We start from the raw sequence: 24,878 nt of genomic DNA on the forward strand, positions 1-24,878 counted from the left end.
GGATTGAACTGTGGCTCATCCAACCGCTCGATAGGTGTAGACCGATTCCGCCAGGGTAAATGTATCTCCATCCGCCAATGGATACTCTTTGTAAGGAGCAAGAATATTACCTTGAAGAATGGTTCCATTAACGGAACCCAGGTCCTTAATCACATAGCCCGATTTGTTCCGGCTCAATTCCACATGAGCACGGGACACGCCGGTCGCTGTATCCACCCACTGAACCATATCTACCGATCTTCCAATCACAAAAGAAGCGCCATGTACATCCATTCGTTCATTCTTGTCACTCGTTGCCAATCTTCTTTCCAAATAAAACGATGGTACGATCGGACTTGCCCCTGTAACGCCAATTCCAGCCAGATTCTGCAAGTTTACCGTTGCTTCTGCAACTGCGTCATGTCGAGCCAAATCCGAAGTTGAAGCTATCGTTTCAACATGATGCTGAACAAACGGCGGATCGGAATGTTCAGGTGTTATGTGCAGATTGCGAAAGCGGGCATGAGCACTGCCTTCTGAAGCCGATTCCACCGGTTTGTTTGTGAGTTCTTCCGACTTATCCACTGCATTCCAGCGCCAACTCTCCTGATAGATGCCTTCTTCATCCTCTTCTTGCTTTTCTCTATTCTTGCCCAATCCAAATGAAAAAGACCGCTTATTCTCAGCGCCATTCTGAGGGTTCCCCTTACGCTTCCAAGTCCATCCTGCCACACCAAGCAAGCCAAGACTTAGTACTGCGGAGAGAATCATCTGTGTCTGTCCCGGTTGCTCCATGTATATGAATCTCCATACCAACGCGGTGGCAACCATGCAGCCCAGTATGATATAGGTACCTTTGGAAGATACGGACTTCTCTTTCTCTTCCTTTTCCTCTTCCATCTCCATATTATCCCGCTCCAGTGAACCAAACGCAGGATGTCGAGTCTGACTAACATGGCTTGGGCCATCCAATGAAGAATCCCCATTCGACCGTCTTCCTGGAAAATGTTTAGGCCGTGATGTAACTTCTCCCACCTCGGAAGCAGCTATCTTCGGTTGCTTTCGAAAATGAAGTTGCGGCTCCTCAGAGCTGTATTGACCGGGATCACGATAAGGATATTGCCCAGCATTACCAGAAGCAACCCTGCTATCCCGCTTTGAAATCGTTGAATAAAGATTACCTTCTGAACCGCCCACTATTTCAGTTGTTCTAGACGAGAGAGATGCTGCGCCGCCTGCACCTTCTTGCTCGTCAGCGTATAGCTCCAGCAAAAGCTCTCGCAATTGTCTGATATCCCAACGTTCGTTATCGCATAATTGCAGAACGCGCTGAATGCCCTCTCCCTGAAGTTCCTGAACATGAGCCATCAGCCTAATGACCAGCTCACGGAATTGCTGAGGTAACGGATCAACTTCAACCGTGTCCATAAGGGGTACGTATACGATCCCAAGCTCTCCCTGTTCGAATGAACCGTTGATGAACAAGTATTCCTCCTGAATCAATAATTGACGAGGTTCCAGCATATATTGCCGGCATTCCGTGAAGGCGTCCGCCAGTTGGAATAACAGACCATACAGAACACGTAACTTGATCTTGCTCGACTTTAAAATCTGGGACAACATTTTGTATCCTGATATGTCGTATTGCAAAGTTACATTTCGATCCACTTCCCGAATATGAACAGGAAGTAGTCGCGGAATCTGATTGGAGGACAACATCCCCATCTGTACCCGACTCAATTCCTCCATTCGTAACCCGCCTGCTTTTTCCAAAACCATGTATGCTCCGCCGTTACGAATAAAATCTCTCGTTAATCCATACATGCCAATCCTCTCTTTCCGTTAAACCTTATTATTTTTTAGAAAGTCATGTAGACATAAGCACTGATGAACCCAGGTAAAACAGCCAACATAAACGGAAACTTCAATGTCTTCTCCTTGCTCACCAGCCTGAGCGAACCTAGCATAAAGAACCCTGCAAGATTACCTGCCATCCCTCGAAGCCGTTCCGCTGAATCCTTGCGGAATAGAAGTATCACTAAACCAATGGCTCCGGCATACAGAACCGAATAAATAATGACATGAATGCCGAACGTAAGTCCCGTCCATGCGCCTATACCGCCAAACAGTTTCACATCTCCTGCACCTACCGCTCCAATCGCGTACATCAGGAACAAAATACCAAAACCTGCTGCAAATCCGGCGACCGAGAATAAGAAACCATCCCATCCTCCCCATATGATATGGGCCAGTACACCAGCAGCGGTCACCGGTAAAGTCAATCGATTCGGAATTTTCATGGAACGAACATCTGTAATAAAAGCTGCAATGACGTATAAGCCACAGACGAAGTAAAACCATTCCACCTCCATCATCTCCTTCATTATTTTTTGGAAGCTACAGTAAATGTAGTCTCCGTCTTGCTACCATCCGCTGTCTCGACTACAAAACTCCATGATCCTTCCGTTGTCCGAGTTCCGACGAACCAGTTCCACTCAATGATCCCATTCTCATCTGCGGTAGCCCAGCCAATGTGTTTCGCAGAACTCTCGCCTGACTTGTAAAATATCGTTAAGTTGGCGGTCGCCCCTGGTTCAACCTTCACTTTAATCGTTGCATTGTTGCCTATGTATGCCGGGTCAGGCTTCGACAATACCGTTGCTGAACCCGCAAGATGTCCATCACCCCCGCTACTGTCCGAGCCTTCTCCTGTATCCCCAATCCATACGCGTTCTGCCGCAGCAGCTTGAATCCGCAGTGGTTTGCCAAGAAAGGGAACCTTCAACGGTAATTCATAACTCAGTTCAAGTCGGAAATATGGATTTGTTTTGTTCTTGAGATCCGGTATGGATATACCATTAACATGTACACGTTCCATGTCCAGCAGCGTTGTCTCCAAGAAAGGTTGTAGCAACGGTTTGACTGTAGGATCAAGCACGGTTTCCAAGACGGATGTCTTGATCTCCTGTAAGGGTTGCTCACCACTGGCAGCTGCTGAACGTACCCAATCACTTAACGGCTCGGGCAGTGAAGAAGCATATCCTTCTGCCCACTCTGTCAAAGATAACTCCGGTATTTTCCAGCCCCCATCGGAGCCTTCGCCGCCAGCAGAATCAGAAGGGGTGAACACAAGGGAAACCGGGTATATTTTCGTTGATAACTGCTTAACGGCTTCTCCAGCCGTACTCTGGAGTGCTGTGGAGACTAGAGTCATTTGCACAATGAAGATGAGAAACATGACGAAGAACAGAAAGACAGGCAACACCAATGAGGCTTCCAGAACCATGCTGCCCTGTTCCTTTTTCGGAGAACTAATCTGTTTATTCAGAGACTTCAAACGTTCCAATCGACTTATTCGTGTTAAACGAATCTGCAATTGGGAGCATTCCTTTTCATATTGTTGCTGCTTATCCATAATCCCTCCACCGAAACGATCCCGATCATTCAATAGGAATAATCCGCCTTCCGCTCAATGAAAAATCGCCCATCTTCAACCTGATCCTCACTACCCATGACTGCACCTATGCTTCTTACGACCCCTGGCAAAAACCACAGCTTGATGCTACTACGCATGTTGCCCGAGGCATACGTCTGTTTCTCTTCCGGATTAACCCCGGTATTCAATCGAATCAGAGCCAGCATTCTGGACATCTTGCGCTCATTGTTGCTATGCATCAAGAGGAACAATCGAAGATGATCCCTGTAAGTCAGTTTGATTTTGATAGACTTGGACAACTCCACGCTACCCTCTTTTGCCAATTTCACCATATCTGCTATCGCGTTTGTGATGCCGTAAAGAATCGCCGCAGACAAAACCAAAAGTGGATTTCCCAGCTTACTATTTTCAATGAGTCCTTCTGCTGTTCGAATAGCGAGACGCATGCCAAAGATCTCTGCATATGCTGCGGCTATATTACCGGAAGGATTGTGGAAACCATAGACGATATACTCCAGTTCCTGATTCTCCAGTTTGAAGACATCATCTGTATCTCCGCCTCCTTCAGTCCAGTTAAATAACTGCCCAAAATCCATAGAATTGAAATACGCCAAGGCATACTCATTCTGAAACAGTTCCTCGCCAAGACTATCCAACAGACCCGACATTCCACCAAACAAACTATCCATGCCCTTCATGGCATCGCCACCAGAATCATAAGGATCACCAGCAATTTCGGCCTTTTTGGCTTCCTCACGACTAGCCTCATTAAAAGCAATACTGGCGTTATAATATTCTTCCAGCTGTTTGAAAGCTTCCATGGAACCGGAACTTCCCTTCTCAATCTGTGACAAGATACGTTTGAGATCCTTCAATTTCCCTTTGGATTCTTTGTCATTCGCTTTGCGCTGGGCATCTGATCCACGACCACTCTCAAGCTCTTGCTTGCTCTGGAGAATGAGATTAGAAGGACCTGTACGCACGTAAGAATCCATATATCGTTCTGTAATCTGACTTGCCTGCCTAACCGCAGGTTTAATGGGAACCCCACTCATGCCTGTAACATAGCGAAGCTGTGTATTCAGCTCCATGTTGTCTCTTCTAACGTTGGCGAAGTCCGAATTCTGTGAAATAACCCGTGCCTTCAATTGATCAAATAGACGATCTGCCCTGACAAGTTCTGAAGCGAGAGAACGTGCGCTTTTGGCTTCACTGCCAGATCCTGTAGATGGAGGAATCGTTCCGGGCAGAGTCGAGTTGCCCACGTTGTCGTAGCTGGCATTCTGTGCACGGTTCTCCCCCTCTGCAATAACACGCTTCATCTCCTCGTTAATCTTGCGCGCTTCTTCAATCTTAGACTGTGCTTCCTCCAGCTTCGTCTGATGGGCCTGTAACGCTGGCTGTATGATTATGCTGATACCTGTCACCACATTACTAACACCTGTCCGATAACGAGCCAGTTCCAATATGTATTGTTGCTCTCTGAACGGTAGCCCCTCATCCGCCTGTTTCTTATTCAGATAATCTGCATAACGCGCGGCTGCCTCGGTAGCTGTCTCTGGAGTTTCTTCCAGCATTTCTTCATAGATAGCTTGCAAAGGCGGGTCCATGATCAGCTTCGGAAGATTCTTCAGCTTCTCCGCGGACTCCGTCTGATTGGTAATAGCATCGTCCAGCAATTCTTCACGTTTGTCATATAGCTTTTGTAATTTTTTCAGCAAGTCTACTGTATGCGCGGCTTCCTTCATCTCGTCCGACATCGGTTTGAAACGATTGATCACTTCCAGGGTGAAATCAACCGGAGCCCGATACTTCATCTCCTCCTGAATCTGGCGATTAAAAATATCATATCTGCCCAGTTCACGCTCCATGCTCAGTGAAGTTGTATCCCACTGCATATCCAGAATAGGGAATCTATCTTTCACGGATGAAGGCTTCACGCTATCATTCAGCACCTTAGCCATAATGGCATCCCCACTGCTGTCACCATACCCGAATAAACCATACTCCCGGAGTGACGTATCATAGGCTGACATAACGGATCTCATCGCAGCATGTGTCATTCTTTCGGTCTGTACTTTGAATGCCGCAATACGAGCGTAATCAATGAATATAGCTACAAACATATAGACTCCGGCCAAAATCAATATTAAAAAAAGGGTTACGGCTCCCGACTCCCCGTGTTTTTTTCTAAACAGCTTTCCCTCCTCCTTTTCTCACTTTTTGCTTTTGCCAAAATGCTGCACAACCTGTCCTGCTTCCGTTGCAGTACTCGCGGCTTCTCCGCCTTTGCCTTTAAACTTAGCTGCGTAATAACGGACCAGATCCACTGTTCGAATGAATTCAACCGGTTCAACTACTGCGGATGATCCCTGGGTCAGAACACGGTTACCTGAATCGAACAAAAAAGAAGGAAGAGGCAAAGAGATTACCTGCTCCAGCTTGGTCGTTACTTTCCGCTGAATCAGAGAGTTCTGATACTCAATCGTTCCTTTCATGGCTGAGGGCATGTGCTGCACAGCTTGTGCTAATTTCTGTTCCGAAAGACTCCCACCTTCACCAGCAGGTACAGAAACGCTAACCTGATGGTCTGCGCCTGCCCAACCAAACAGTGCTCCAAGCAACCGATCATCCGTCAATCTCCAGTACAGATTGTCATGTTCTCCAGCGACAAATTCACCCGTCATCGCTTGCTTATGGCTATTGTTCCAGCTATATGCCGCGCGTTCGGAAGCTGCATAGGCATGTTGATTCAAGAATGTCTTTTGATACATGTACATGGTGAAAAAGAGCAACAACACAAGAATAAACAGCACGACAGGGAAGATCAGGGAGGCTTCAACGGTGAAGCTCCCTTCTTCCTTTTCTAACCTGTTAACCCGGGAAAAATTCATTACTTTTGGTGTCCACTTTACCGAGCAGACTCGTAATTAATTTCGTTATTTGATCCTTGAATATCAGAGCGATAATGATAATAACGCCGATAATCAGGATCAGCTCCAACGTACCGAGCCCGTCTTCTTCCTTCCAAAATGCATTCACCTTGCTCTTCAACACTTCCATCATCCCAATTCCTCCTACATATTCATCATCATAAAAGCAGGTGCCCCGATCATGACCACGATCGTAAAGAAGATCAGCACCATCGGAAACACCAGTTTGGAAGAAGCCTGTTCTCCCTTAGCCCGACTGACCGCCTTGCGTTTCTCCCACAACACATGTGACAGATCCCGTAGCGCCAATACAAAGTCACCTCCCCCACGCCGGAAATTCAGCAGCACCGTTGTAGTAAAAATCGTTACTTCCTGTACACCGCAGCGGCGGCTGAACTGTTCAAATGATTGTTGAAACGAGTACCCGTTGTTCCAATCCCCCACTGTTTTTCTGAGTTCGTTATACAACGGATGATTCCGTTCCCCCTGGCTTGTCACACAATGAACGATCGCACGTTGCACAGTCTCCCCTGCACCAACCAGCAGTACAATCCGGTTTAACAGCTCCGGCAGCTCCATGAGAATATCCTGATCTCTTCGTTGCACCTTGGTATGAAGATCTTTGTAGAGTGCAAAAGGCAATGCTACACCAAGCGCCAGCCCACCTGCCATTCCTCCGATGCCCATGTCCCCAATAAGCGCTAACAGACATCCTGCCATCAACATGAGCCACGTATAGGTCAACATTTCAGCACAGTAAAGCATCGTTTTCTCCCCGCTGTGCTGTATGCCATACATTTTCTGAATGGCGTGTTGCATTCGGAACATGAGAACAGGCAATCTGCGCCCCACCTCGAACTTGTCCAGTACAAACAGAAAGGGTCCGTGCCATTTTTTCAAACGAAGCCCTTCCATATCCAGTTTGCGCAGATGTCGGTAGGTCTGTCCTCGGGTCTGATCCAGCACCAGCCATCCAGCACCGAGCACCCCTATGACTATAATGGGAAGCAGCATCCCTTCAGCTCCTTATATTTTGATATCCATAATGCGAGTAATCCACAGATAACAGCAGGCCAAGACAGCTAATGCACCACTAGAGATGAGGTAGCCCATCCCGCTATATAACGGCTCCATGAAATCCTTGGCGGTCAGGTTGAGAAAGATTAGAAAAATAAATGGAGCGGCAAACATGACCTTTGATTCAAACTTTTTCTGAGACACCGCCACCATAATATCCTGCTGAATGTCCAGCTTCTCACCAATCATGGCAGATGTGCGGCGCACAACCTCAACCAGATCTCCGCCAGTTCGCTTGCACGTAATGAACACGTCCGCAAAATTCGTAATATCCTCAACCTGCGCCCGATCCGAGAAATCCTGTAACGCTTCCTCAATAGGTTGACCATACTCCATCCGTGTCCGCAATATCGTGAACTCACGAATCAGATCGGTATCCGCTTCCGGATTCAGCATTCTCAAGTCCTCTACAGATTCCTTAAATCCATTTTCCACCGATTTGCCTGCTGCCAACGCAGAAGATAATGCATATAACGCTTGCTTAAAATGTAAACTGAGCGTCATTCTTCTTCGTTCAAGCAGTACCTTGGTCCAATGTTTCGGTACCCATATGCAGCCTGCAGCCAGTATCAATCCTGCCAACCAGTGATGGTAGAACAGAATGCCGATACCGAAAAACAACAAACCACTGATCACCCTACAGACCACACGTTGTCTACGGGAGAGCGTATACACAGTGTAATCCGTCAATATCTGTCTGGCTTCGCCCAACCTTAATCACCTTCCAATGACTTCAATTTACGTTGTTATCTGATGACTCTGATTCAACACGATATTGTTCTATGTATTCATTCAGCCATTCCCCGAGCCCGGCCATCTGGATTTTGTCCACCTGAATCAACTTCCCAACCTGCACTAACCCTCCAATAATCTTACCTTCTTGCTCTTCCCGTTCTCGAAAACGAAATAGTGGATTTAGCAAGACTTCACCGTCCTGCATGCCAATCACTTCACTGATCTCAGTCACCCGCCTGGAACGATCCCGAAGCCGCGATAAATGTACGAATATATCTATTGCCGAACTGATCTGCTGTCTTACTACTGCAATCGGAAGATCCGCACCGCTGAGTACCATCGTTTCTAATCTGCTTATCATATCCGAGATTGTATTCGCATGACCGGTAGACAGCGATCCATCGTGCCCGGTGTTCATCGCCTGTGGTATGGATATATAAGTGGGTACAATAAGACCAAAATAAAAACAGCTATTATAAGCTGTCTAATGTGAAGCCATCTATAAGTTTATCTACTGTATCCTCAATTACACTTTCTCTCGACTTCCCAAATACGCGCCAATAAATTTTTAATTGATTTTCGTTAAACTCATGCTGTGTAAATCTAGGTAAGGGCGCTGCTCCATCAGGTGAAGTTGCTTCAAATCTGTCTATGATCTGTCTCAGAGTGGCATTAGTTAGACTGTCAACATCAACCTGAGACAGAAATGTCAAAAACTTTTTATGGCGTAATTCAAGTTTTTCAATCTCAACACTTATATTCTCAAGCCGTGATAAGTTGTTCTGTTTATCAGTCAAGTTAGCCTGAATTGAGGTGTTGCGTTGCTCATACTCCTGATCATCAATTATGCTTTTCGTCAACAGCCTGAAGTTTACTTCCCTCTCCTGAGTCAATTCCTTAGTCTCGTTCTTCAGTATCTGTATATCTCGCTCCACATTCTTTAAATCAAACTGAGATTTGATGTAGTAATTAAGATTCTCTTGGTGAATCTGTTCATTGTTACGATACTTGTCTATCTCTCTTTTAACATATTTCATTAGTTCTTCTTCGTATTGGAGATTTCTATACTGACATCCCTTTCTGCCATACTGATCATTGTTACGACATATCCATTGTATGAAAGTTCTATGTTTATTGCGTTGGACTTTTCTTCTCATGCTCCCACCACAATTCCCACACTTTAAAATATTAGAGAAAATGTGTTTGGATGAATGCCTAGATAAACCACGTTCAAGAATATGCACCTTTTGCCTTTCAATTTCTCCATTGTTTTCAACCGTAATCTCTTTAACATTTAATGTTCCAAAGTCTTCTCTCCTCTTTTCTTTTTCAATCTGAACCAATACAAAATCCTCAGTATCAACCAATACTAAGTCACTATCGAAGGTTACAATTTGCTGATCAATCGGTATTTTCTTAACTAAATTTTGGTTTAAATCCATCTTTTTTGTCCTATGTAACCTTAATTCGCCTGTATAAACAACATTCTTCAGCATTTTTGAAATCAAACTTTGATCCCACAAGCTGGCACCACGTTTAGTAGGAACTTCATCGGCATTAAGTTGCTGTGCTATACTCCTTAAACCCATACAGTCATTCAGGTACATGGAGAATACTCTTTTAACAATCGGTGCTTCATTTGGATTTACAACCAATTTCCCTTGCCTAACATCATAGCCATAAGGAGCACGACCACCCCATATACCTTTTTTATAGCCTTGGAGTTTACCAAACTGCACAGCTTCACTTTTTGCTCTGGATTCTTCCTCTGCTTGAGCTGCAAAGATAGTCAACTTGAAGTTATCGCTGCTGTTCATCGTGTTAATTTTTAAATCCTCAAAGTACACGGCAATGTCATAGCTTCTCAACTCAGCTACTGCTGCCAATAATTCCTTAACGTTACGCCCGAATCTACTTATGCTCTTAGTAAGTATTATGTTGAACTTTCTTGCTCGTGCATCATTCATCATTTCTTGAAAAGCTTTTCTGTATTTATTAGATTTTGCACCAGAAAACCCTTCATCAACATAATACCCGCTTGTTACAGTAAATGTTCCATTTGTTTTATAGAACACGCCTGTTTTAGCAAGTTGGTAATTGTTTTCATTAAGATATGTATTAAAATAATCTACTTGGCTTACAATACTGTTTTTTTGTTCGTCGCTGTCTGTCGATACACGAGCATAGAAAGTTGCAATCATATTTGAATTCTCCTTACTTATGTAATTCTACTGTTCAATCTGTCTAAATTATCGTTTAAATGAAGCTTTATGCCTAGTTTCATAACTGATAAAGCTGTAAATACATCATCGTTATAGTCATTATTTTGTTGAATGAATCCTTTAATCGCTTCGGCATTCTTTTTTATAGTTTTCATCACATCGAACAAGCTACATTTCTCCTGAACTTCTTTCAGTTTCTTATAGTAGTCACTGTACAGAGAGTGCTCGTTGATGCTAAATTCTTGACAAATGTAGGTTACAAATTCGTTTTGTTCAACTATGACAATTTCACGCTCACTATATTCAAGTGCTTCAATCAATATTAATCATCCTTTCATATTATATTTGCCACTATCAGAGGTGACAGCAGGTGTCACCCCATGACACCACACTAAGCTGTCCAGAATCAATTCTAAGCATTGTTTCTATTGTGTTCAGTACCAGAACAAAGATGTAACGTTTAGTGGACTTAGAATTGTATTTTGGACAGCCTATTTGCTCTTTCGTTATGTATCTATATTTTATCCCTCAATTTAATCTGCATCTGTTCGAAGGTGAATGGTTGATTAATGGTATATAGTTGTCCATCTATTTCTATCTGGCCTATCGGTATGTAACCCGTATATACTTTCTGTTCATTCTCATTACTGTCTACTTCAATGTTTTTTTGACCAGTCGTTGATTGTTCTGATTGTATCAAAACCATTTTTCCATCTTGAGTGTTTGTGAAAACTCCAGTATCGTTATCCAGTTTAGGTAAACCCATGTCTCTCTTTGCATCTGTTATCGAATCATATCTTCTAAATGTGGGGATTACATTGGTTTGATTGTTCCCCATCTCAAATGCATAAACTGGCTTGGCCTGCGCCTTATAAGAGTTTTGGCCGAATGGTAGCATGGCAATGTTAGATAACCTGTATCCAATTTTGGGGTCAGTATCTCTGCGGTCTACTGTGGGACGGTAACTTTGCTGCTGATCGTTATCTAGAAAAATTTTGGTCTGCTCAATCCAACCCTGCCACATCTCTGACTTGTATTTGATAACATCCATTACTCCACTAATTGGATCACTCCAAGCACAATGAACTCCCTTATAGACACCTTGCTCATAGCGACAACTATGGATACGGGATTCTATTGATTTGAATAGTAGGTAACAGGCAAATTCGTGCTCTTCATCAATTATCTCATTCTCAATTAAGGTCTGTGTGCATAGAATCGCTCTTGGTAAATAAGTATTTTCACCATACTTTTCATTCCAATTGTTAATTTCCGATGGGAGTACCATATATGGTCTACCCTTCTTTTTATCTGACAATGAATATCCGACCTTTCTATAATAAAATATTATTTTTGTGTTATTGAGAATTCAGAAGTCGGACATTAAGCCCGACCCCTGTTACAGTACAATTCCTACTCGCTAACTTTCTTGTAGTACTTCAATTTAAAATTTGGGTTATAGAACATCTCTGTGTTGGCTGTATATGTATCGTCGATCACGTAGCGTTCACCCTCCACTCCAAAAATAGAGCCATCATCCAGCTTAATATCATACAACTTCTCTTTTGAAAAGTCCTTTGTTTCACCATCGACCAACTCAATAAAATCAAATTCCTCATTCTCTTTTACTTCTCTCAGTCCATTATGCATATACTTTCCTCCGTGTTTTAATTTGATAGACACCAATTGACAGCTTAATTTAAATCAAAGTCAAGTCAATCGCATCACCACCTCTGGATTGTATCGTCAAGGTGTCTATCTATATAAAACACTGTTTAAGCCGTATGTAGGTTAATCCCATGCACTAACGTATCCAAGCTGAATTTGTCCGGCTCTATCCAATTGAGGAGTATAAGTGGCAGGAACTTCAGCAATCCTCCACAAGAGCTTTTCTTTTTCAATAGTGGTCATCGTTTCAAGCATTGCAATACTATTATCACGCAATCCGCACTCAGATGCATTCAAGTTAACATGTGTAGGTAGGGGTTTCTTTTTAACAGATGTCACACTAGCCACTTGCACAGTTGGACTATATCGATTTCCAACATTATTGGACAATATCAACACTGGTCGCTTACCACGCTGAATGCTACCGCTTGCTGCTGGCAACTCAGCAAACCAAAGCTCGTACCGTTTATATTCCGTCTTTTCAGCAGTCAACATTTCATCACTCCGTTTGTCGTTTTCTTTATATTTGAATTATAATTCAGATTACACTATTTTACAAGTATTATTTTTGTGTTTTATATAAAAGAAATAGGATCAGGCTTATTTGCCCAATCCTTTGGTCTTATTTTTGGATGTTATGTAGTTAATTAATCCATGCAATATTTCTCAATTAAGCCTACAATCTCTCTAACAGTAATATCTTCTTGCTCTTTCTTATAGTACACAGTCAGCAGGAAAATTGTTAAATCGTCCTTAACAACGTAGTAAATAAGACGATATCCGTTAGATTTACCTACGTTAGTATTAGAGTTTGCGACCCGAACCTTAAACGAGTGTTCATTAGAGGGCAATTCTAACCCCTTGAGTTCATCTCCGATTAGGTTGCCCTCTTCCAATTCTTCTATGATCGCATCGATATCATCATCAATGTTAGTAAATTTCTTTTTCCTTTTATAGAATTTGATGTCTTTTTCAAATTGTTCGGTTGCAATAATTTCGAACAAAATCAACTACCCCATTCTTTACTGATCTCTTTTCAATTCTTCGCGAAGTTCTCTCCAAGACTTTCCTTTCGCTTTACCACTTCTTATTTGCTTCATTTCAATCAAAGATTGTTTAAGAGACTCGGCAGGACTAATTGGCCTTTTAATTGTTGCATTCATATCCTTGTCCTCCTCACACATATTACACATACCTCCAAATCCTTAGTTGGTAAAAGTATTGCCTTCTCACTAACAGGTATATACCCACTTTACCCAACGTAGAACAGGAAGATCATACCTTTATGATACCACTTTCATATAACATATACAATGTATATGCAACATTTTAGTTGGTAAAAGTGATCTGTTATCTGAACATTTAGTTGGTAAAAGTAAAGCGCCTAGAATTAGTCTAGACGCTTGTTGGTGTTACATGTTTATTGAACTATTTGTAAAAGCGCATATAAGCATCCAGTCCAATATCAAACACGGAATTTTTTTCTGCATAGTCGATAGGTAATAGTCCATTTTTGTCCTCGATGTTGGGGTTCGCCTTTAATTGTTCAAGTTCCCCATAGTAAAATGAGTTTTTGTTGATTACCGCTAGATGTAACGGTGTTTGTTTCTGGTTGTTTAGTAAATTAACGTCCAATGCATTACGTTTAATTGTCAGGTATAAGGAATAGTTATTTTCCAATACAACATAGTGCATCAGACTATTTCCTGAATCTTTATCTTGTGTGTTCACAGTAATCTTTTTAGTTGTAATTGCTTCCTTGACTTTTGCTGCATCAAGTTTCCCGTCAGTGGAATACTTTTCATGAAGTCCTTGCACGTATTGTCCTCCTGTATTATTGGTCGTTGTACTATTGTTCGAATTGCTATTTGTAACGGTGGTTCCAGTTGACTCACTATTTGTTGTACTATTTGTTGTACTGCTTGCAGTAACTCCTTCTTTAAGTGACACTTGAGTACTAGTTACAGATTCAACTGAGTAGCCCATGGCATTTGCCGTGTCTCTAACAGGGAGATAGAGCCTTCCGTTCACGTTAAGTGGAGAATCAGACAGTTTTACTTGCGTACCGTCTACGACTATTTTTGTGTTAATATGAATGGCTTTAAGGTATGTAGCCGCACCAACTGCTGTACCTGCTGTCAATGTAATTCCGACAACCGTTCCAAGTAGAAATGTAGGTAGTTTACTAAGCATCTTTTTCATCTTATGTACCCCTCCGATTAAAGTATGGTATAGCCCATATGGAAGACTATACCATAGGATTATCGGTTACATTGACTCTATTACTTAGAACTACTTACAAAAATTTTGGTGAAATCTACAGGCTGTCCATTAACAAAAAAGAATGGCTGAGCGCCTGATGTCTCCACACTTACACTTATTTCTTCATCAATATTCTCCTCTAGGGGATTTGTAATCAATTGCAGATAGCGATCAATAAAGTATTCATCATCGCATTTCTTTAATTGTTGATGGATGTAAGAATCCAAAGACTTTGTAAGATTGTGCTCCATAATAAAATTCATCAAAATGTCGTACTCATCCATAGTAGTTTCATACAAGTCTTTCGTTTCAATCAATTCTTCCATCAGTTTTTTCTCTAGCTCAAATCGTTTATTCATATGTATATTCTCCTCTATATGTTTGTTTTATTAGTTCAAATCAATACGTGCACCATTCATTTTAATATTGCCAGTTGCCTTAATATTGATGTCGCCTTGGATGTCCATATCAAGACCTGATGTTGTTAATTCAAAAGTTGAACCATTAGAAAGACTCAATCTATATGTCCCATTATCTGTGGCAATAAATTGAAACTCTTTGCTTCTGGCAGTATATTTTCCCTGATCGGCTGTTGTTATGATACCTGAATCATCAAGAAGTACACTTCTCTCTCGACCTGTATTGCTTTGATAGTATGTTTGAGATAGGCCTCCGTTATACTTCACTTCCTGATACTTGCCACTTGTTGCGGTCATTCCGTCACCTTCGCCATGTTTGATAGCATCGGGAAAGTAATCTTTGTACCGTTTCAATTTCTTTGTATCTGGAATCTTCGCAGTATACATTTGTGTATTTTCTTTATCCAACTCGAAATATGTAAGAGTACCTCCACATTGCTCATTTGCCGCAGCAGCATATGCTTTCAGCAATACTTTTCCAATATCTTCCTTACCCAGATAACGTTCAATTACAGGGTCAGTCGTCCAATGCCCTTACCATAACCAATTACCAAATCTTCACCGGGGTGAGCACTAATATCTACTGGTTCAAAATTGTCGACCTCATCAAAGTAAGTGATTCCCCACTTACCATCCTCGTTGATACCCGGAATTACGACCTGAATGTTGTACTTAGAATCTTTGAGATAAGGTCTCTTTAGTAGATACGCTCGGTAAACATCTTTTGTTAAGTTTACAATTTTATTAATATCATTTTCGCCTGTTTCTTGAAGAATACTACTTACTGTGTCAGCGATATCCATACTTCCACTAATGTAGGCCGCAAAGCCTCCAGAGTAAAACTGTAACTTTTGAGCATCATCATGTAACTGATAACGTTCTGGATCTGAGCCACGGATCACGCATACCCGAGAATCAGCAGAAATATAAGCTTTTTCCCCACCATTAAGGAACACGATATTACAAACACTCATTACTCGCCCTCCCCAACAAAGTTAATTGTGATGGAAGCCAAATCTTCAAACTTGTATTCACGTGTATTACCATCTTCATCATTAACAGTAATTGGATTATTGTTTGTTAGTCCAGTGATAAAATTAGTGCAAATTTGGTTCAATATAGGTTGCGCTTCCTCAAGCTTCAGAATCTTCCCATCCAATCCATCTAATCGAAATTCAAAACCATCATTGAGCTTAACAACAACATCAAACTTGCTCATATTCACATTTCCCCATTCATTATGTATTATTTTCGACTCTCACTATCTACTGTCAATCTATATCCAAACTTATTCCCTCTTCTTCATCCCTATTGCCCTTGCTAGTCTCCTTGGATCACTTCCAGCCTAACCGCTGCATCAACTTGTACCACGCATATCTGACCTTCCTCGTATCTCATCCCTCCCCGTTCAACTGTATTCATAGGCTCCAAGGGTTTGTCTTGGAATTCGTTAACCTTACTCTCTTAATATAATTCAAACTAAGTTAATTTGTAAAGCATTATCTTTGTGTTTTAAACTATTTCTTTTCTCTTCTACTATAGTGACATCTCAGTTTCGATTCTCTTCCTCATATCCTTCATTAATTAATAGGAAATGAGAGCACAACTATCCCAACTGGTATAAAGTGACCCTAACAGAGTCACCTCTTATTTCCATTGTATTTAATTAATCTTCGTGTGGTGCGTTCAGACTCACCAATAGAATTTGCTACATCTCTCATGGATTTCTGGTGGCCACTTTGTCCAGCAGAAACTACGTTGTTATTGTTATTTTTGATATCCCAGTAGTCTTTAAGAAACGCAGCTTGTCTCCCTTTTCTAACTGGGTCTAGTTCTGCTTCCCCTCTGCGCTCAGTGTTTTCAGCAATCAACATATATTCGGCTTGCCACTCGTCAACGTCCATAATCTCAACTGGAACTTGCCACATCCAATAACCTGTGTTAACCTGTGTATAGATATTATATTTGTGTATTAAACTCCAAAGATCTTATCAACTATAAGGAGGACAATGGACTGACTCGCAAAAAGAGACTCACAGTAACAGACATCATAGGCAATGAAGTTGAACAATGGAAACAAGGTGAGATTATCACGATTGAAGCTGGTACAGGTGTAGGTAAGTCATACTTCATCAAAAACACTCTATATGAGAAGGCTAAACGTGAAGGAACCAAGATATTATTCTTGCTTAACCGAACACGACTAAGTGAACAATTTCAACGAGAGATTGAACAAGACAATAAGACAGATGTAATAAAGATTCTGTTGTATCAGAATGTCGAGGATGTTGTACGGAAACGAAATGTAGTAATAAGCAATGAATACCAGTACATAGTGTCAGATGAGTTCCATTACTTCCTCACCGAATCAAAGTTTAACAATAACACAGAAGATTCATTCAATCTGATTATCACCGAATCAGGGAAGACCAGAATTTTTATGTCTGCTACAGCAGATGGAGCAATAGAATATTTCCGTTTCAAAGGTATTGAACATCATAGTTACAACGTTCCTCATGATTACAGTCATATCAAAGAATTAATTTTCTATCAAAATGATAAGGTGTTAGAAAAGTTTCTACATACGATTCCTAAGAATCAAAAGGCTGTTTGTTTCAGCAAGAGTGCGAAGAAGGCATTTACCCTACATAATATATTCAAGGATTCACTTTTTGTCTGTTCTGCATCTGGGACATCTAGAGAAAAGAAGTATCTCGACAAAGAAAAAATCAGCCAAATGCTTTTAAAAGAGAAATTTGAAGAAAAGTTCCTATTCACAACTTCCACACTGGATAACGGTGTCAACCTCAAAGACAAACAAATCAAGTATGTAATTGTCGATATTGAAGACATAGATACACTCATACAATGCTTGGGTAGGAAAAGGATTGCTGATAATAGTGATAAGGTAACCGTAATAATCAAGAATATCTCAGACAAGATGATCAATAAAAAACTTGAAGACTGTGAACGCATAATTGATCCTGCAAAGTATCTGATGGATAATGGTTCGCTAGAATATGTTAAGAAATACAGGAAATATAGTAGTCCAGTTATCTATGACACTGTGACCGTAGACAATGACAAGGTTGAAAAAGTCATCAACGAATTACGATATTTTAAGGAAAGCTATGACAAGAAATTTTACGAAGATATACTACAGGAGGAAAATGGATACATGAAACATCTACAAACTAAGCTTCAACAAAATAGTTACACGATATTGGACGATACATATGAAAAAGCTACACTTTCAGATTACTTAGATAGTATTGTAGGCAAGCAACTTTATAAAGAGGAACAAGAAGAGTTAATTAAGAAGGTCAATATTCGAGACAGTAGAAATAGGTTACAACGTGGATGTCGAATTATTAACGAATACTTTATAGAGAATAACTTTCCATATAGTGTGAAAGACAAGATGAAGAATAACAAACGGAAACTTGATAATAATGAGCCTAATCCAAACTACACTAAGACGTATTGGTCACTGGCGAAACACAATTGATAATTTGAAATAGTGCAAAGATGAAAACGGCTGAAATTAAAAAAAGTCAGTGTTTATATAGGTTTTTTGATGATTTTGCATATTTTTCATGGAGTAAACCCTTATAATAAGGATTTGTTTAGGTATACAATTGCTCAAAACCCATGATACGACTGCATTTATGACTAATGATTGATTATTTATTTGGGATTTGAATGTACCAAATTGAATCGGAAGGTGAATTGGCGTAGCCAAGAGGAACGCGATAGGCTGATTAATTCGTTTACGAGCGTAGCGAAGTGATTTAATGAGGATGGTATCGTTCCTGATTACTATCTTCCATTACAATTACAATATTCACATCCGATAATATGTCACTTTTACTTCCTATAATATAAACATTACCCTTATAGGAGTTTAAAGTGACATATTTTAAATTGTTACGCACTTAATAATAGGTGGCGAGATCCATTCCGTTTCACTCCATGGCTGTCGCTTCACCTTCATCCACAACATAAACCGTTGTGGCTGTCATTTGGTTTACTTTATCTCGGTTTAGAGGGTATACGAAATTTAGTGTTCCTGATTATTGGGAAGCATATCGTCAGACGCTGAATACATAATTGAATGCCAAACTATCCCCCTCCTACTTATGGGGGTTATTTGTATCCTGCGCGCCATGTTGGCGGTCAGAAATTTCAATCGTCAAAGTTTGGAACATGGTCTCGGAGTGGAAGTGCTAGGCGTATATTCTGTGAAATAGCCACCTTTTTGGATTTTTAATACCCCCCACCTATCGTGATCATCAAATAACATTGCGGTGTAAGGATAAGTGCTGTAGGTTTATCTAGAAATTTTGACTCATTTTTAGGTGTAAATATACCCCCTTATGCCTTATGTATCCTCCTTTATTATATCAGATATCAGACATTGTATCGGTTAGGCTTATTTGTTTAGGGATGTATGTGATATACTATAATATACGAATAATTTAAGGAAGGTGTCCAATGACAAATGGTGAAAGTGAGTCATTTAAATTAGCAAGACGAGCGGCTATTTTTCAAGAAGAACACAGCAATGCAATTACAAGAATGAGTAACATGGTTAATCAATCATCTATCTCCAGAATGGTTGAGCAGGTAAGTCTATCATCTAGGATTCAGTTTCAATACAATCAAGTTTGGGAAGCACACCAAGGATTAGCAAGCGCTGCTCACCAAGCTGGATTGGCATGGAATGAATCATTCTCAGAAATTTCTAGGGTTATTTCAAGTCCATCGTTTATCGGCATCACTAATGATTTAAACAATCTGAGTAGTGGAATTGCCAGAGCTATGGAAGGTATTTATAATTCACCATCATATAAAGGACTTATAGAAATGTTATCGACAATCGATATATCATCTATTCAAACTTTCGTTGATAATCTGCCAGATGATGTTACTCACAATATAAATGAGTTTGAACAAGAGTTGCAAGATAACCCCGAAATATCTTCAAGGTTTAAGCCTTACGTAGAAAGTTTAGAAGCATTATTGTCGTCTAAAACTGGAGCCAATATTAATTTAAGTAGAAGCAAAGTTAGTATTGTTGGTTTCATTTTTCTGCTCAATACAATAATCACAATAGGTGGGGTAGTCTTCGGATTATACATTGAAAATCGCTTGTTCCCTGATCCAACTGACGATCTAGTCATTGAACAAAAACGACACAATGCAGTAATCGAACAGAATCAACTTGAAAGTATTGAATTGCAACAGGAACAAGTAACAGTTAATAAAGAGCAATTAGATGTTAGAAAAGATATACTTTCGGAATTGGAGAAAATGAATGAACAAAAAAAGGACTCGAAATGAGTCCTCTTCTATTTATTCACCGATCAATTTCATAATCTGATCATGCTCAGGATTAATTCCTGAATAACAAAAAGCCTAAGCACATGACCTAGGCTAATGATTGTTACAGTCTATCCATCTTAGCAAGCATCTTCTCTCTAGTTGGATTAGTGTACAGCAACGTGGTATGTATGTTGCTATGCCCTGCTTGATTGGCTACCTCATGCACTGACATGTCATTCTCCAATGCATGGGAACAGAAGAAGTGACGCAAATCATGCGGCGTTACATTTTTACCTATGATATCTGAATACTGATTAAACAGCTTATTGATTACGGTTCTATCTAACTTGGTTCCACGATTGCTGACAAACAAGTATTCACCTTTGATACCCTTCTCTTCTCTTTCTTTGATCCAGCTTTGCAACGCAGTCCTTGCTTTGCTGCCTATATTCACATTCCGCTGTTTCTTCCCTTTACCCTCAGACACAACCAGTTCCCTAGAGGTTAGATTAAAGTCGTTCATCCCAATGTTTAAGCATTCACTAATACGTAGTCCACAATACGCCAGTAATGAAACGATAGCATAGTTACGCTTAGATTCACTCTCTAATACCAGTTGTCTGAATTTCTCTACATCAGCAAGACCAACTGTAGCCAGTGAAGCATATTGTTTCTGTATCTTCAGCATATCCTTCTTGCTTACCACCTGTTCAGATTGAGCATTCGTTTCAATGAGGTAATCATTAAACTTAATCAATGCACTAATCTTAGCGTTGATGGTTGTTGGACTGTTCTTCTTGATTGTTTTCAAGTAGCTAATGTAGTCCTTTACATTCTCTCTATGTAGTTTCTTGAATTCAACTCCCTTACTTTCCTCAAACCATTGAATATATCCTCTAACATTTAGTACGTAACTTTTAATTGTGTTGGCGCTCAGTTCATTTAATATTAGTTGCTGCTCAAACAATTGAATCATTATGTTCACTCCCTATCAATTATGTTGCATTATGTAAAGGTGATTATTCAATAAATTATGTTGCATTACATACTCTTATTGTACCCTTATACACACCAAAATGCAACATAATTAATATTATGCTGCAAAATAAATTGATGCATATTTCGGAGTGAGACAATGAACATGAGCCATACATATATGGGTGTGAACTTCAATTTGAGGTTAGCGAAACTGAACATCGATGTTCGATTTCAAATGTCACGACATCGCGACATATGAGCAATTTGATAATCGGCAGACATCTACCGTTTTGTCGACAGGGATCGTGTTACAAGCTAGAACAACAACTTCGAAAATTTCGAACTCGCCTCTATCCTGAATTTTATGATGGTTCCATTTCAACCGTCTTGAACTTCACGATGGTTTGAATAAGTAAATCGCCAGTCGACGCGCGATTACCAAATTCGGATTCGAGTCAGAATTTACTAATACTCAAATTCCCCGATGTCGGAGAAAATTGGTTATGTAAATGCGCCGACATCGTCGTATTTCCGAATTGTTCATATGCTTGAACTATCGTATTACAGTCGCATCTAATCATAATACAATCGTACACGATACATTTTTATCACTCAGACTACAGAAAATGCAGTAACTGTAAGGGTTTTTACCTTTACACCACCTCAGATTACCCTAGTATCGTAATTACAATCGTGGAGTGATCGAGAATAGCCCAAAAACGCAGTCGTACCAACGGTTTCATCCATATTGGTAAAAATTATAAATTTACGATTGAGATGCCAAAAAAGCTAGACGGGACAAGGGATTTGAGCGTTTTACAAAAGTTGTATCGTATGAGTAACAGGATTATCTAAAACGATGACTTATTTACGCAACTTTTCAAACTTGTTTACGCATCTCATATACTCATTATCATTGATATATCAACGTTTTCTCAGGGTCAGGAAAATTTTCCTTACTTTCATGACTAATTTACGATACAACTTTTTCACCACAAAAATTCCAGTCGAGTCGTGGAATTGGGTAACGGTAATCACGGAGTAGAAGTGCTCAGTGGTGGTCAGTTTGGGCACTACTCAATCATACTGTCTGCATAAAAAAGGCACCCCGAAGGATGCTTTATGTTAGCCGAAGCTAAAGTTAGAATTTTCTACTGATTTAACTGCTGATGAACGATAGAGCGTATTACTCTCTTCTCCAATGGAAAAACAATCGACTGATAAAACGAAACCCATTATGCCTACCTTTTTATCATCAGTTGATAGTCTAGACGCTTCCTTTGTCTCACTTCCATTGATTGAATTGGAGAATACTTTTTTTATATAGAATTCCCTTTCGGGATCGTGAGAGAAATTCCTAAATCCATTTAACACAGTCTCTTCTGTAATCGTAATATCAGTTCCATCTAAAAAACTAATCACTATCATATCTGTCAACTCCTTATAAGAGTATAGCAATTTCTCATTCTACTAAATACGGCTTATCAACCTATTTACTTCCTCTAGTAATGGTTTAGCAGCATCAATAATATACATCGTGGATTCATCCATTATCTTGTCAATGTATTGATTGGTCTGATTTAAAAATTTTGATTCAGCACCCTCAGGTTTAAATGCACTAGGATTCATCTCATTATGGATATGCAAACCTTGGACGCTACTAAACATATTAGGGACAGAATCAATGGCTGTGTTTAAATCTTGATATGCTCTTAATAGCTCCCAGACACCTTTCATGAATAATTCATGATCGTCTACATTAAACAGTGGGCTATCAATAATCAAGTTGCCTGTCATAGTCTCTTTTGAATAATACTTCTTGTTTTCACTGTAGTAAGCCAGAGTAGTAACAAGCTCATACTGTAGCATTTTCAATAGCTTCAAACGCTGAATCTGCTCATCTTTCTTCTCTTTTCTGTCTGCCCTCCAATTTGCAAGTGACCAACCAATAAAGACCGATCCTATAGGCACTACAATACCTGTGAATATTACACTTGTTATTACAGACTTTATCCAGTCCAACGCTTGCACTCTCCACTCTACCCTTTGTAATTATTATAGAATTCTTTCCAATTCACTACATTCTTTATCAATTGCTCTTTACTAAGTTCACCTTCACTGTAATCAAAGAACCAGTCTCCAGCAATATCCCTACAAAATGTATCCTCATGTCCATATCCTTCTGGGTCACCATACAATTCTGTCATCTCAACGGTGTTGTCCCTAGGCATCCCAACTGAGTCCAATATGATGTGTTCAAGCTCCGACATATAGTGATCGTACACACTCCACGTCATTTCTAATGCATCCTCAACCTTCTTTTCCTTCGTTCTCATATCTTGAATCATATCAATCAAGCTAGACATTGTTGCTTCATTCATCTATATCACTCCTTATGTAATGGTAGGAATATTATACCACTAACAACGTTGTGTAGTGATGACGATATATTCTGATGTGCCTTAGATATTTGCCGATGTCGGCAATTCTGAATATAACGATTCGTTATAATCGAATCAACATTAGCAGACCGTAATATTTACCGTTCGTTATATCAACCTACCCGATTTTCGTGCAGGTTTGTTCGGACATGGTGATTCACCATATCTCAATTGTCGGGATTCACGACATTAGAATTTTTTAAACAAACGGAATTCTCCGTTGGTTGTTTTTGTATTTGTTTAACTCATTTCTATTCTGGAATTGAGAATTAAATTGAGGATTTCGAAATGTCAGGTACACGATGTACCTTACTCGTACGAGTCGGCATTTTCGCCTAGTCGACTCAAGTTCAACCTGAACCCGACCTCTTTTTAACTTTGAAGTTAGAAAGCGGATATTTCCGTTCTCAGTTTAACGATGTGGTTTGAACCCACACTATAGCTGTTTAACGAGGATATGCTCGATAAGGTTTCACACAGCGTTAAACGGTTGTACACCACGTACAACACTTTCAACACGACCAATGGTCGCCTTGCTCAGTTACCGTCAAATTGACGGATACTCAGTAGCCCCCAAACTGAGGGTAACTGGGTTTACCGCGATTTCGAGGAGAAGTATTGTTCGTGTTATTGGTTAAATCAGATCGATAATAGGCAATAAACCAATGTAGACAAAATTGTCTATATTGAAAAAACGAACATTACAACAAAAAAGGACAGCACCCAATTGTGCCATCCTCACATGTGGTATTCAATTTTCATCATCATTCGTTTCTGTTGCCTAATCAATGTTAACTCCTCACGTATTTCCATCCTACGTTCAATTGTTATGTCTAACCTAGATCCTTCAGCAACTAAATGACTATACCTTGAATCAGATATTGTTATAGGCTTAGGCTTACGTTGTTTCTTTGGCTTGGGTTGATAACCTTTGTTTCTTGCTGACCTATACGGAATTTCCGTATGTCTCAGGCTCATTATTGTGTCAAACAAGTTGTCTCTACCATACATGGAATCTCGTTCACCTCTCCTCTGGAACAGTTAATTATTTAAATACGATACAGTTAGCTGATTAGTTCTCATATAGCACTCCACAATAAATTTTTCAAAGTGACCCATCATTGTATTAAGCAAATGCTCTAGAGCTTCATCACTTTCCAAGTAACTAACCAATCTCTGAGACTTTTCTCGTCCAAGTTCAGGTGTAGAATCAGCCATCATTTTAATCGATGCTTCCCATGCTGTTTCTACTAAACAACATAACTTGTAAAAGTCAAACTTGTCCAGTATGCTCCGGCTCAATTCGTTATCCAGTTCAGGGAGGTTAAGTAATCCCTTAATACGATTAACGATCATCGGTTGCACTTGGTTATTGAGATTCAATTCCAATTCCATATGTATCA

The 24,878-nt window shown here is 40.2% G+C and carries 28 protein-coding genes and 1 pseudogene; 2 read left to right on the top strand and 27 right to left on the bottom strand.

The annotated features are described in order from the left end of the window. Window positions 1-15 precede the first annotated feature (15 nt). From C0Q44_RS15520 to C0Q44_RS15620, 22 genes and pseudogenes are all read right to left on the bottom strand, one after another. Window positions 16-1,803, bottom strand: a complete 1,788-nt coding sequence (locus tag C0Q44_RS15520) for a DUF6382 domain-containing protein (RefSeq protein WP_105408182.1) — start codon at window positions 1,801-1,803, stop codon at window positions 16-18. 35 nt (window positions 1,804-1,838) lie between these two features. Further along, window positions 1,839-2,351: an A24 family peptidase gene (locus C0Q44_RS15525; RefSeq protein WP_181151049.1), complete on the bottom strand. Its 513-nt coding sequence runs from the start codon at window positions 2,349-2,351 to the stop codon at window positions 1,839-1,841. A gap of 11 nt (window positions 2,352-2,362) precedes the next feature. After that, window positions 2,363-3,394, bottom strand: a complete 1,032-nt coding sequence (locus C0Q44_RS15530) for a TadE/TadG family type IV pilus assembly protein (RefSeq protein ID WP_105408510.1) — start codon at window positions 3,392-3,394, stop codon at window positions 2,363-2,365. Window positions 3,395-3,423: 29 nt separating this feature from the next. Beyond that, complete coding sequence (locus C0Q44_RS15535) at window positions 3,424-5,562, bottom strand: hypothetical protein (RefSeq protein ID WP_181151013.1); 2,139 nt, start codon at window positions 5,560-5,562, stop codon at window positions 3,424-3,426. Window positions 5,563-5,631: 69 nt separating this feature from the next. Beyond that, on the bottom strand, window positions 5,632-6,309 hold the full coding sequence (locus C0Q44_RS15540; protein ID WP_105408184.1) for a TadE/TadG family type IV pilus assembly protein: 678 nt from the start codon (window positions 6,307-6,309) through the stop codon (window positions 5,632-5,634). Beyond that, window positions 6,290-6,481, bottom strand: a complete 192-nt coding sequence (locus C0Q44_RS15545) for a Flp1 family type IVb pilin (RefSeq protein ID WP_105408185.1) — start codon at window positions 6,479-6,481, stop codon at window positions 6,290-6,292. Before C0Q44_RS15545 ends, C0Q44_RS15540 begins: the two co-directional genes overlap by 20 nt. 11 nt (window positions 6,482-6,492) lie before the next feature. Continuing rightward, window positions 6,493-7,362, bottom strand: coding sequence for a type II secretion system F family protein (locus C0Q44_RS15550; RefSeq protein WP_105408186.1), 870 nt, complete (start codon window positions 7,360-7,362; stop codon window positions 6,493-6,495). A 12-nt stretch (window positions 7,363-7,374) separates the two neighbouring features. Beyond that, complete coding sequence (locus C0Q44_RS15555) at window positions 7,375-8,136, bottom strand: type II secretion system F family protein (RefSeq protein ID WP_105408187.1); 762 nt, start codon at window positions 8,134-8,136, stop codon at window positions 7,375-7,377. A 22-nt stretch (window positions 8,137-8,158) separates the two neighbouring features. Continuing rightward, window positions 8,159-8,584: pseudogene (locus tag C0Q44_RS15560) on the bottom strand (ATPase, T2SS/T4P/T4SS family); the annotation flags it as partial. 49 nt (window positions 8,585-8,633) lie between these two features. Next, the gene (locus C0Q44_RS15565) at window positions 8,634-10,361 is read right to left on the bottom strand and encodes a recombinase family protein (protein WP_105408188.1); all 1,728 of its coding nucleotides are present in this window, start codon (window positions 10,359-10,361) and stop codon (window positions 8,634-8,636) included. 17 nt (window positions 10,362-10,378) lie between these two features. Next, window positions 10,379-10,702: a hypothetical protein gene (locus C0Q44_RS15570; RefSeq protein WP_105408189.1), complete on the bottom strand. Its 324-nt coding sequence runs from the start codon at window positions 10,700-10,702 to the stop codon at window positions 10,379-10,381. Between the two features lie 194 nt (window positions 10,703-10,896). Further along, window positions 10,897-11,700, bottom strand: coding sequence for a hypothetical protein (locus C0Q44_RS15575; protein WP_146113460.1), 804 nt, complete (start codon window positions 11,698-11,700; stop codon window positions 10,897-10,899). A gap of 95 nt (window positions 11,701-11,795) precedes the next feature. Next, complete coding sequence (locus C0Q44_RS15580) at window positions 11,796-12,032, bottom strand: hypothetical protein (RefSeq protein ID WP_105408191.1); 237 nt, start codon at window positions 12,030-12,032, stop codon at window positions 11,796-11,798. 141 nt (window positions 12,033-12,173) lie between these two features. Next, window positions 12,174-12,545, bottom strand: coding sequence for a type II toxin-antitoxin system PemK/MazF family toxin (locus tag C0Q44_RS15585; protein WP_105408192.1), 372 nt, complete (start codon window positions 12,543-12,545; stop codon window positions 12,174-12,176). A gap of 152 nt (window positions 12,546-12,697) precedes the next feature. Continuing rightward, on the bottom strand, window positions 12,698-13,054 hold the full coding sequence (locus tag C0Q44_RS15590; protein WP_105408193.1) for a type II toxin-antitoxin system RelE/ParE family toxin: 357 nt from the start codon (window positions 13,052-13,054) through the stop codon (window positions 12,698-12,700). Between the two features lie 18 nt (window positions 13,055-13,072). Continuing rightward, window positions 13,073-13,213: a hypothetical protein gene (locus tag C0Q44_RS30230; RefSeq protein WP_181151014.1), complete on the bottom strand. Its 141-nt coding sequence runs from the start codon at window positions 13,211-13,213 to the stop codon at window positions 13,073-13,075. Between the two features lie 265 nt (window positions 13,214-13,478). Further along, the gene (locus tag C0Q44_RS15595) at window positions 13,479-14,252 is read right to left on the bottom strand and encodes a stalk domain-containing protein (protein WP_258166355.1); all 774 of its coding nucleotides are present in this window, start codon (window positions 14,250-14,252) and stop codon (window positions 13,479-13,481) included. Between the two features lie 80 nt (window positions 14,253-14,332). Further along, the gene (locus C0Q44_RS15600) at window positions 14,333-14,671 is read right to left on the bottom strand and encodes a hypothetical protein (protein ID WP_105408194.1); all 339 of its coding nucleotides are present in this window, start codon (window positions 14,669-14,671) and stop codon (window positions 14,333-14,335) included. Between the two features lie 30 nt (window positions 14,672-14,701). After that, window positions 14,702-15,202, bottom strand: coding sequence for a hypothetical protein (locus C0Q44_RS15605; protein ID WP_105408195.1), 501 nt, complete (start codon window positions 15,200-15,202; stop codon window positions 14,702-14,704). Window positions 15,203-15,240: 38 nt separating this feature from the next. After that, a complete protein-coding gene (locus C0Q44_RS15610; protein WP_105408196.1) occupies window positions 15,241-15,705 on the bottom strand; it encodes a hypothetical protein in 465 nt (154 codons plus the stop codon). Further along, complete coding sequence (locus C0Q44_RS15615) at window positions 15,705-15,950, bottom strand: hypothetical protein (protein WP_105408197.1); 246 nt, start codon at window positions 15,948-15,950, stop codon at window positions 15,705-15,707. Before C0Q44_RS15615 ends, C0Q44_RS15610 begins: the two co-directional genes overlap by 1 nt. Window positions 15,951-16,371: 421 nt before the next feature. Then, window positions 16,372-16,635: a hypothetical protein gene (locus C0Q44_RS15620; protein WP_181151015.1), complete on the bottom strand. Its 264-nt coding sequence runs from the start codon at window positions 16,633-16,635 to the stop codon at window positions 16,372-16,374. A 44-nt stretch (window positions 16,636-16,679) separates the two neighbouring features. Here C0Q44_RS15620 and C0Q44_RS15625 point away from each other — a divergent pair, with 44 nt between their 5' ends. Together C0Q44_RS15625 and C0Q44_RS15630 are read left to right on the top strand one after the other, a co-directional pair. Beyond that, window positions 16,680-18,239 carry a DEAD/DEAH box helicase gene (locus C0Q44_RS15625; protein WP_105408199.1) on the top strand — a complete coding sequence of 520 codons (1,560 nt, stop codon included), beginning with the start codon at window positions 16,680-16,682 and terminating at the stop codon, window positions 18,237-18,239. Window positions 18,240-19,225: 986 nt separating this feature from the next. Continuing rightward, on the top strand, window positions 19,226-20,074 hold the full coding sequence (locus tag C0Q44_RS15630; protein WP_105408200.1) for a hypothetical protein: 849 nt from the start codon (window positions 19,226-19,228) through the stop codon (window positions 20,072-20,074). A 103-nt stretch (window positions 20,075-20,177) separates the two neighbouring features. Here the strand turns inward: C0Q44_RS15630 and C0Q44_RS15635 are convergent, their stop codons facing one another. The 5 genes from C0Q44_RS15635 to C0Q44_RS15660 form a co-directional block, all read right to left on the bottom strand. Next, window positions 20,178-21,032: a tyrosine-type recombinase/integrase gene (locus tag C0Q44_RS15635; protein ID WP_105408201.1), complete on the bottom strand. Its 855-nt coding sequence runs from the start codon at window positions 21,030-21,032 to the stop codon at window positions 20,178-20,180. Between the two features lie 1,127 nt (window positions 21,033-22,159). After that, window positions 22,160-22,462 (bottom strand): hypothetical protein, encoded by a 303-nt coding sequence (locus C0Q44_RS15640; RefSeq protein WP_105408202.1) that lies wholly within the window; start codon window positions 22,460-22,462, stop codon window positions 22,160-22,162. Window positions 22,463-22,504: 42 nt separating this feature from the next. Then, a complete protein-coding gene (locus tag C0Q44_RS15645; protein ID WP_105408203.1) occupies window positions 22,505-23,056 on the bottom strand; it encodes a hypothetical protein in 552 nt (183 codons plus the stop codon). 17 nt (window positions 23,057-23,073) lie between these two features. Beyond that, the gene (locus C0Q44_RS15650) at window positions 23,074-23,415 is read right to left on the bottom strand and encodes a hypothetical protein (protein ID WP_105408204.1); all 342 of its coding nucleotides are present in this window, start codon (window positions 23,413-23,415) and stop codon (window positions 23,074-23,076) included. A 1,101-nt stretch (window positions 23,416-24,516) separates the two neighbouring features. Then, on the bottom strand, window positions 24,517-24,870 hold the full coding sequence (locus C0Q44_RS15660) for a hypothetical protein (RefSeq protein ID WP_105408206.1): 354 nt from the start codon (window positions 24,868-24,870) through the stop codon (window positions 24,517-24,519). Between the last annotated feature and the right edge of the window lie 8 nt (window positions 24,871-24,878).

The sequence above is a fragment of the Paenibacillus sp. PCH8 genome (assembly GCF_002968835.1).
GTDB lineage: Bacteria > Bacillota > Bacilli > Paenibacillales > Paenibacillaceae > Paenibacillus.

Bases quoted from the DNA above. Each gene is read 5' to 3' on its own strand.
- C0Q44_RS15520 (WP_105408182.1), bottom strand. From the start codon at position 1,803: ATGTATGGATTAACGAGAGATTTTATTCGTAACGGCGGAGCATACATG.
- C0Q44_RS15525 (WP_181151049.1), bottom strand. From the start codon at position 2,351: ATGGAGGTGGAATGGTTTTACTTCGTCTGTGGCTTATACGTCATTGCA.
- C0Q44_RS15530 (WP_105408510.1), bottom strand. From the start codon at position 3,394: ATGGATAAGCAGCAACAATATGAAAAGGAATGCTCCCAATTGCAGATT.
- C0Q44_RS15540 (WP_105408184.1), bottom strand. From the start codon at position 6,309: ATGAATTTTTCCCGGGTTAACAGGTTAGAAAAGGAAGAAGGGAGCTTC.
- C0Q44_RS15545 (WP_105408185.1), bottom strand. From the start codon at position 6,481: ATGATGGAAGTGTTGAAGAGCAAGGTGAATGCATTTTGGAAGGAAGAA.
- C0Q44_RS15550 (WP_105408186.1), bottom strand. From the start codon at position 7,362: ATGCTGCTTCCCATTATAGTCATAGGGGTGCTCGGTGCTGGATGGCTG.
- C0Q44_RS15565 (WP_105408188.1), bottom strand. From the start codon at position 10,361: ATGATTGCAACTTTCTATGCTCGTGTATCGACAGACAGCGACGAACAA.
- C0Q44_RS15580 (WP_105408191.1), bottom strand. From the start codon at position 12,032: ATGCATAATGGACTGAGAGAAGTAAAAGAGAATGAGGAATTTGATTTT.
- C0Q44_RS15585 (WP_105408192.1), bottom strand. From the start codon at position 12,545: ATGTTGACTGCTGAAAAGACGGAATATAAACGGTACGAGCTTTGGTTT.
- C0Q44_RS30230 (WP_181151014.1), bottom strand. From the start codon at position 13,213: ATGAATGCAACAATTAAAAGGCCAATTAGTCCTGCCGAGTCTCTTAAA.
- C0Q44_RS15595 (WP_258166355.1), bottom strand. From the start codon at position 14,252: ATGAAAAAGATGCTTAGTAAACTACCTACATTTCTACTTGGAACGGTT.
- C0Q44_RS15600 (WP_105408194.1), bottom strand. From the start codon at position 14,671: ATGAATAAACGATTTGAGCTAGAGAAAAAACTGATGGAAGAATTGATT.
- C0Q44_RS15610 (WP_105408196.1), bottom strand. From the start codon at position 15,705: ATGAGTGTTTGTAATATCGTGTTCCTTAATGGTGGGGAAAAAGCTTAT.
- C0Q44_RS15615 (WP_105408197.1), bottom strand. From the start codon at position 15,950: ATGAGCAAGTTTGATGTTGTTGTTAAGCTCAATGATGGTTTTGAATTT.
- C0Q44_RS15620 (WP_181151015.1), bottom strand. From the start codon at position 16,635: ATGGACGTTGACGAGTGGCAAGCCGAATATATGTTGATTGCTGAAAAC.
- C0Q44_RS15630 (WP_105408200.1), top strand. From the start codon at position 19,226: ATGACAAATGGTGAAAGTGAGTCATTTAAATTAGCAAGACGAGCGGCT.
- C0Q44_RS15635 (WP_105408201.1), bottom strand. From the start codon at position 21,032: ATGATTCAATTGTTTGAGCAGCAACTAATATTAAATGAACTGAGCGCC.
- C0Q44_RS15640 (WP_105408202.1), bottom strand. From the start codon at position 22,462: ATGATAGTGATTAGTTTTTTAGATGGAACTGATATTACGATTACAGAA.
- C0Q44_RS15650 (WP_105408204.1), bottom strand. From the start codon at position 23,415: ATGAATGAAGCAACAATGTCTAGCTTGATTGATATGATTCAAGATATG.
- C0Q44_RS15660 (WP_105408206.1), bottom strand. From the start codon at position 24,870: ATGGAATTGGAATTGAATCTCAATAACCAAGTGCAACCGATGATCGTT.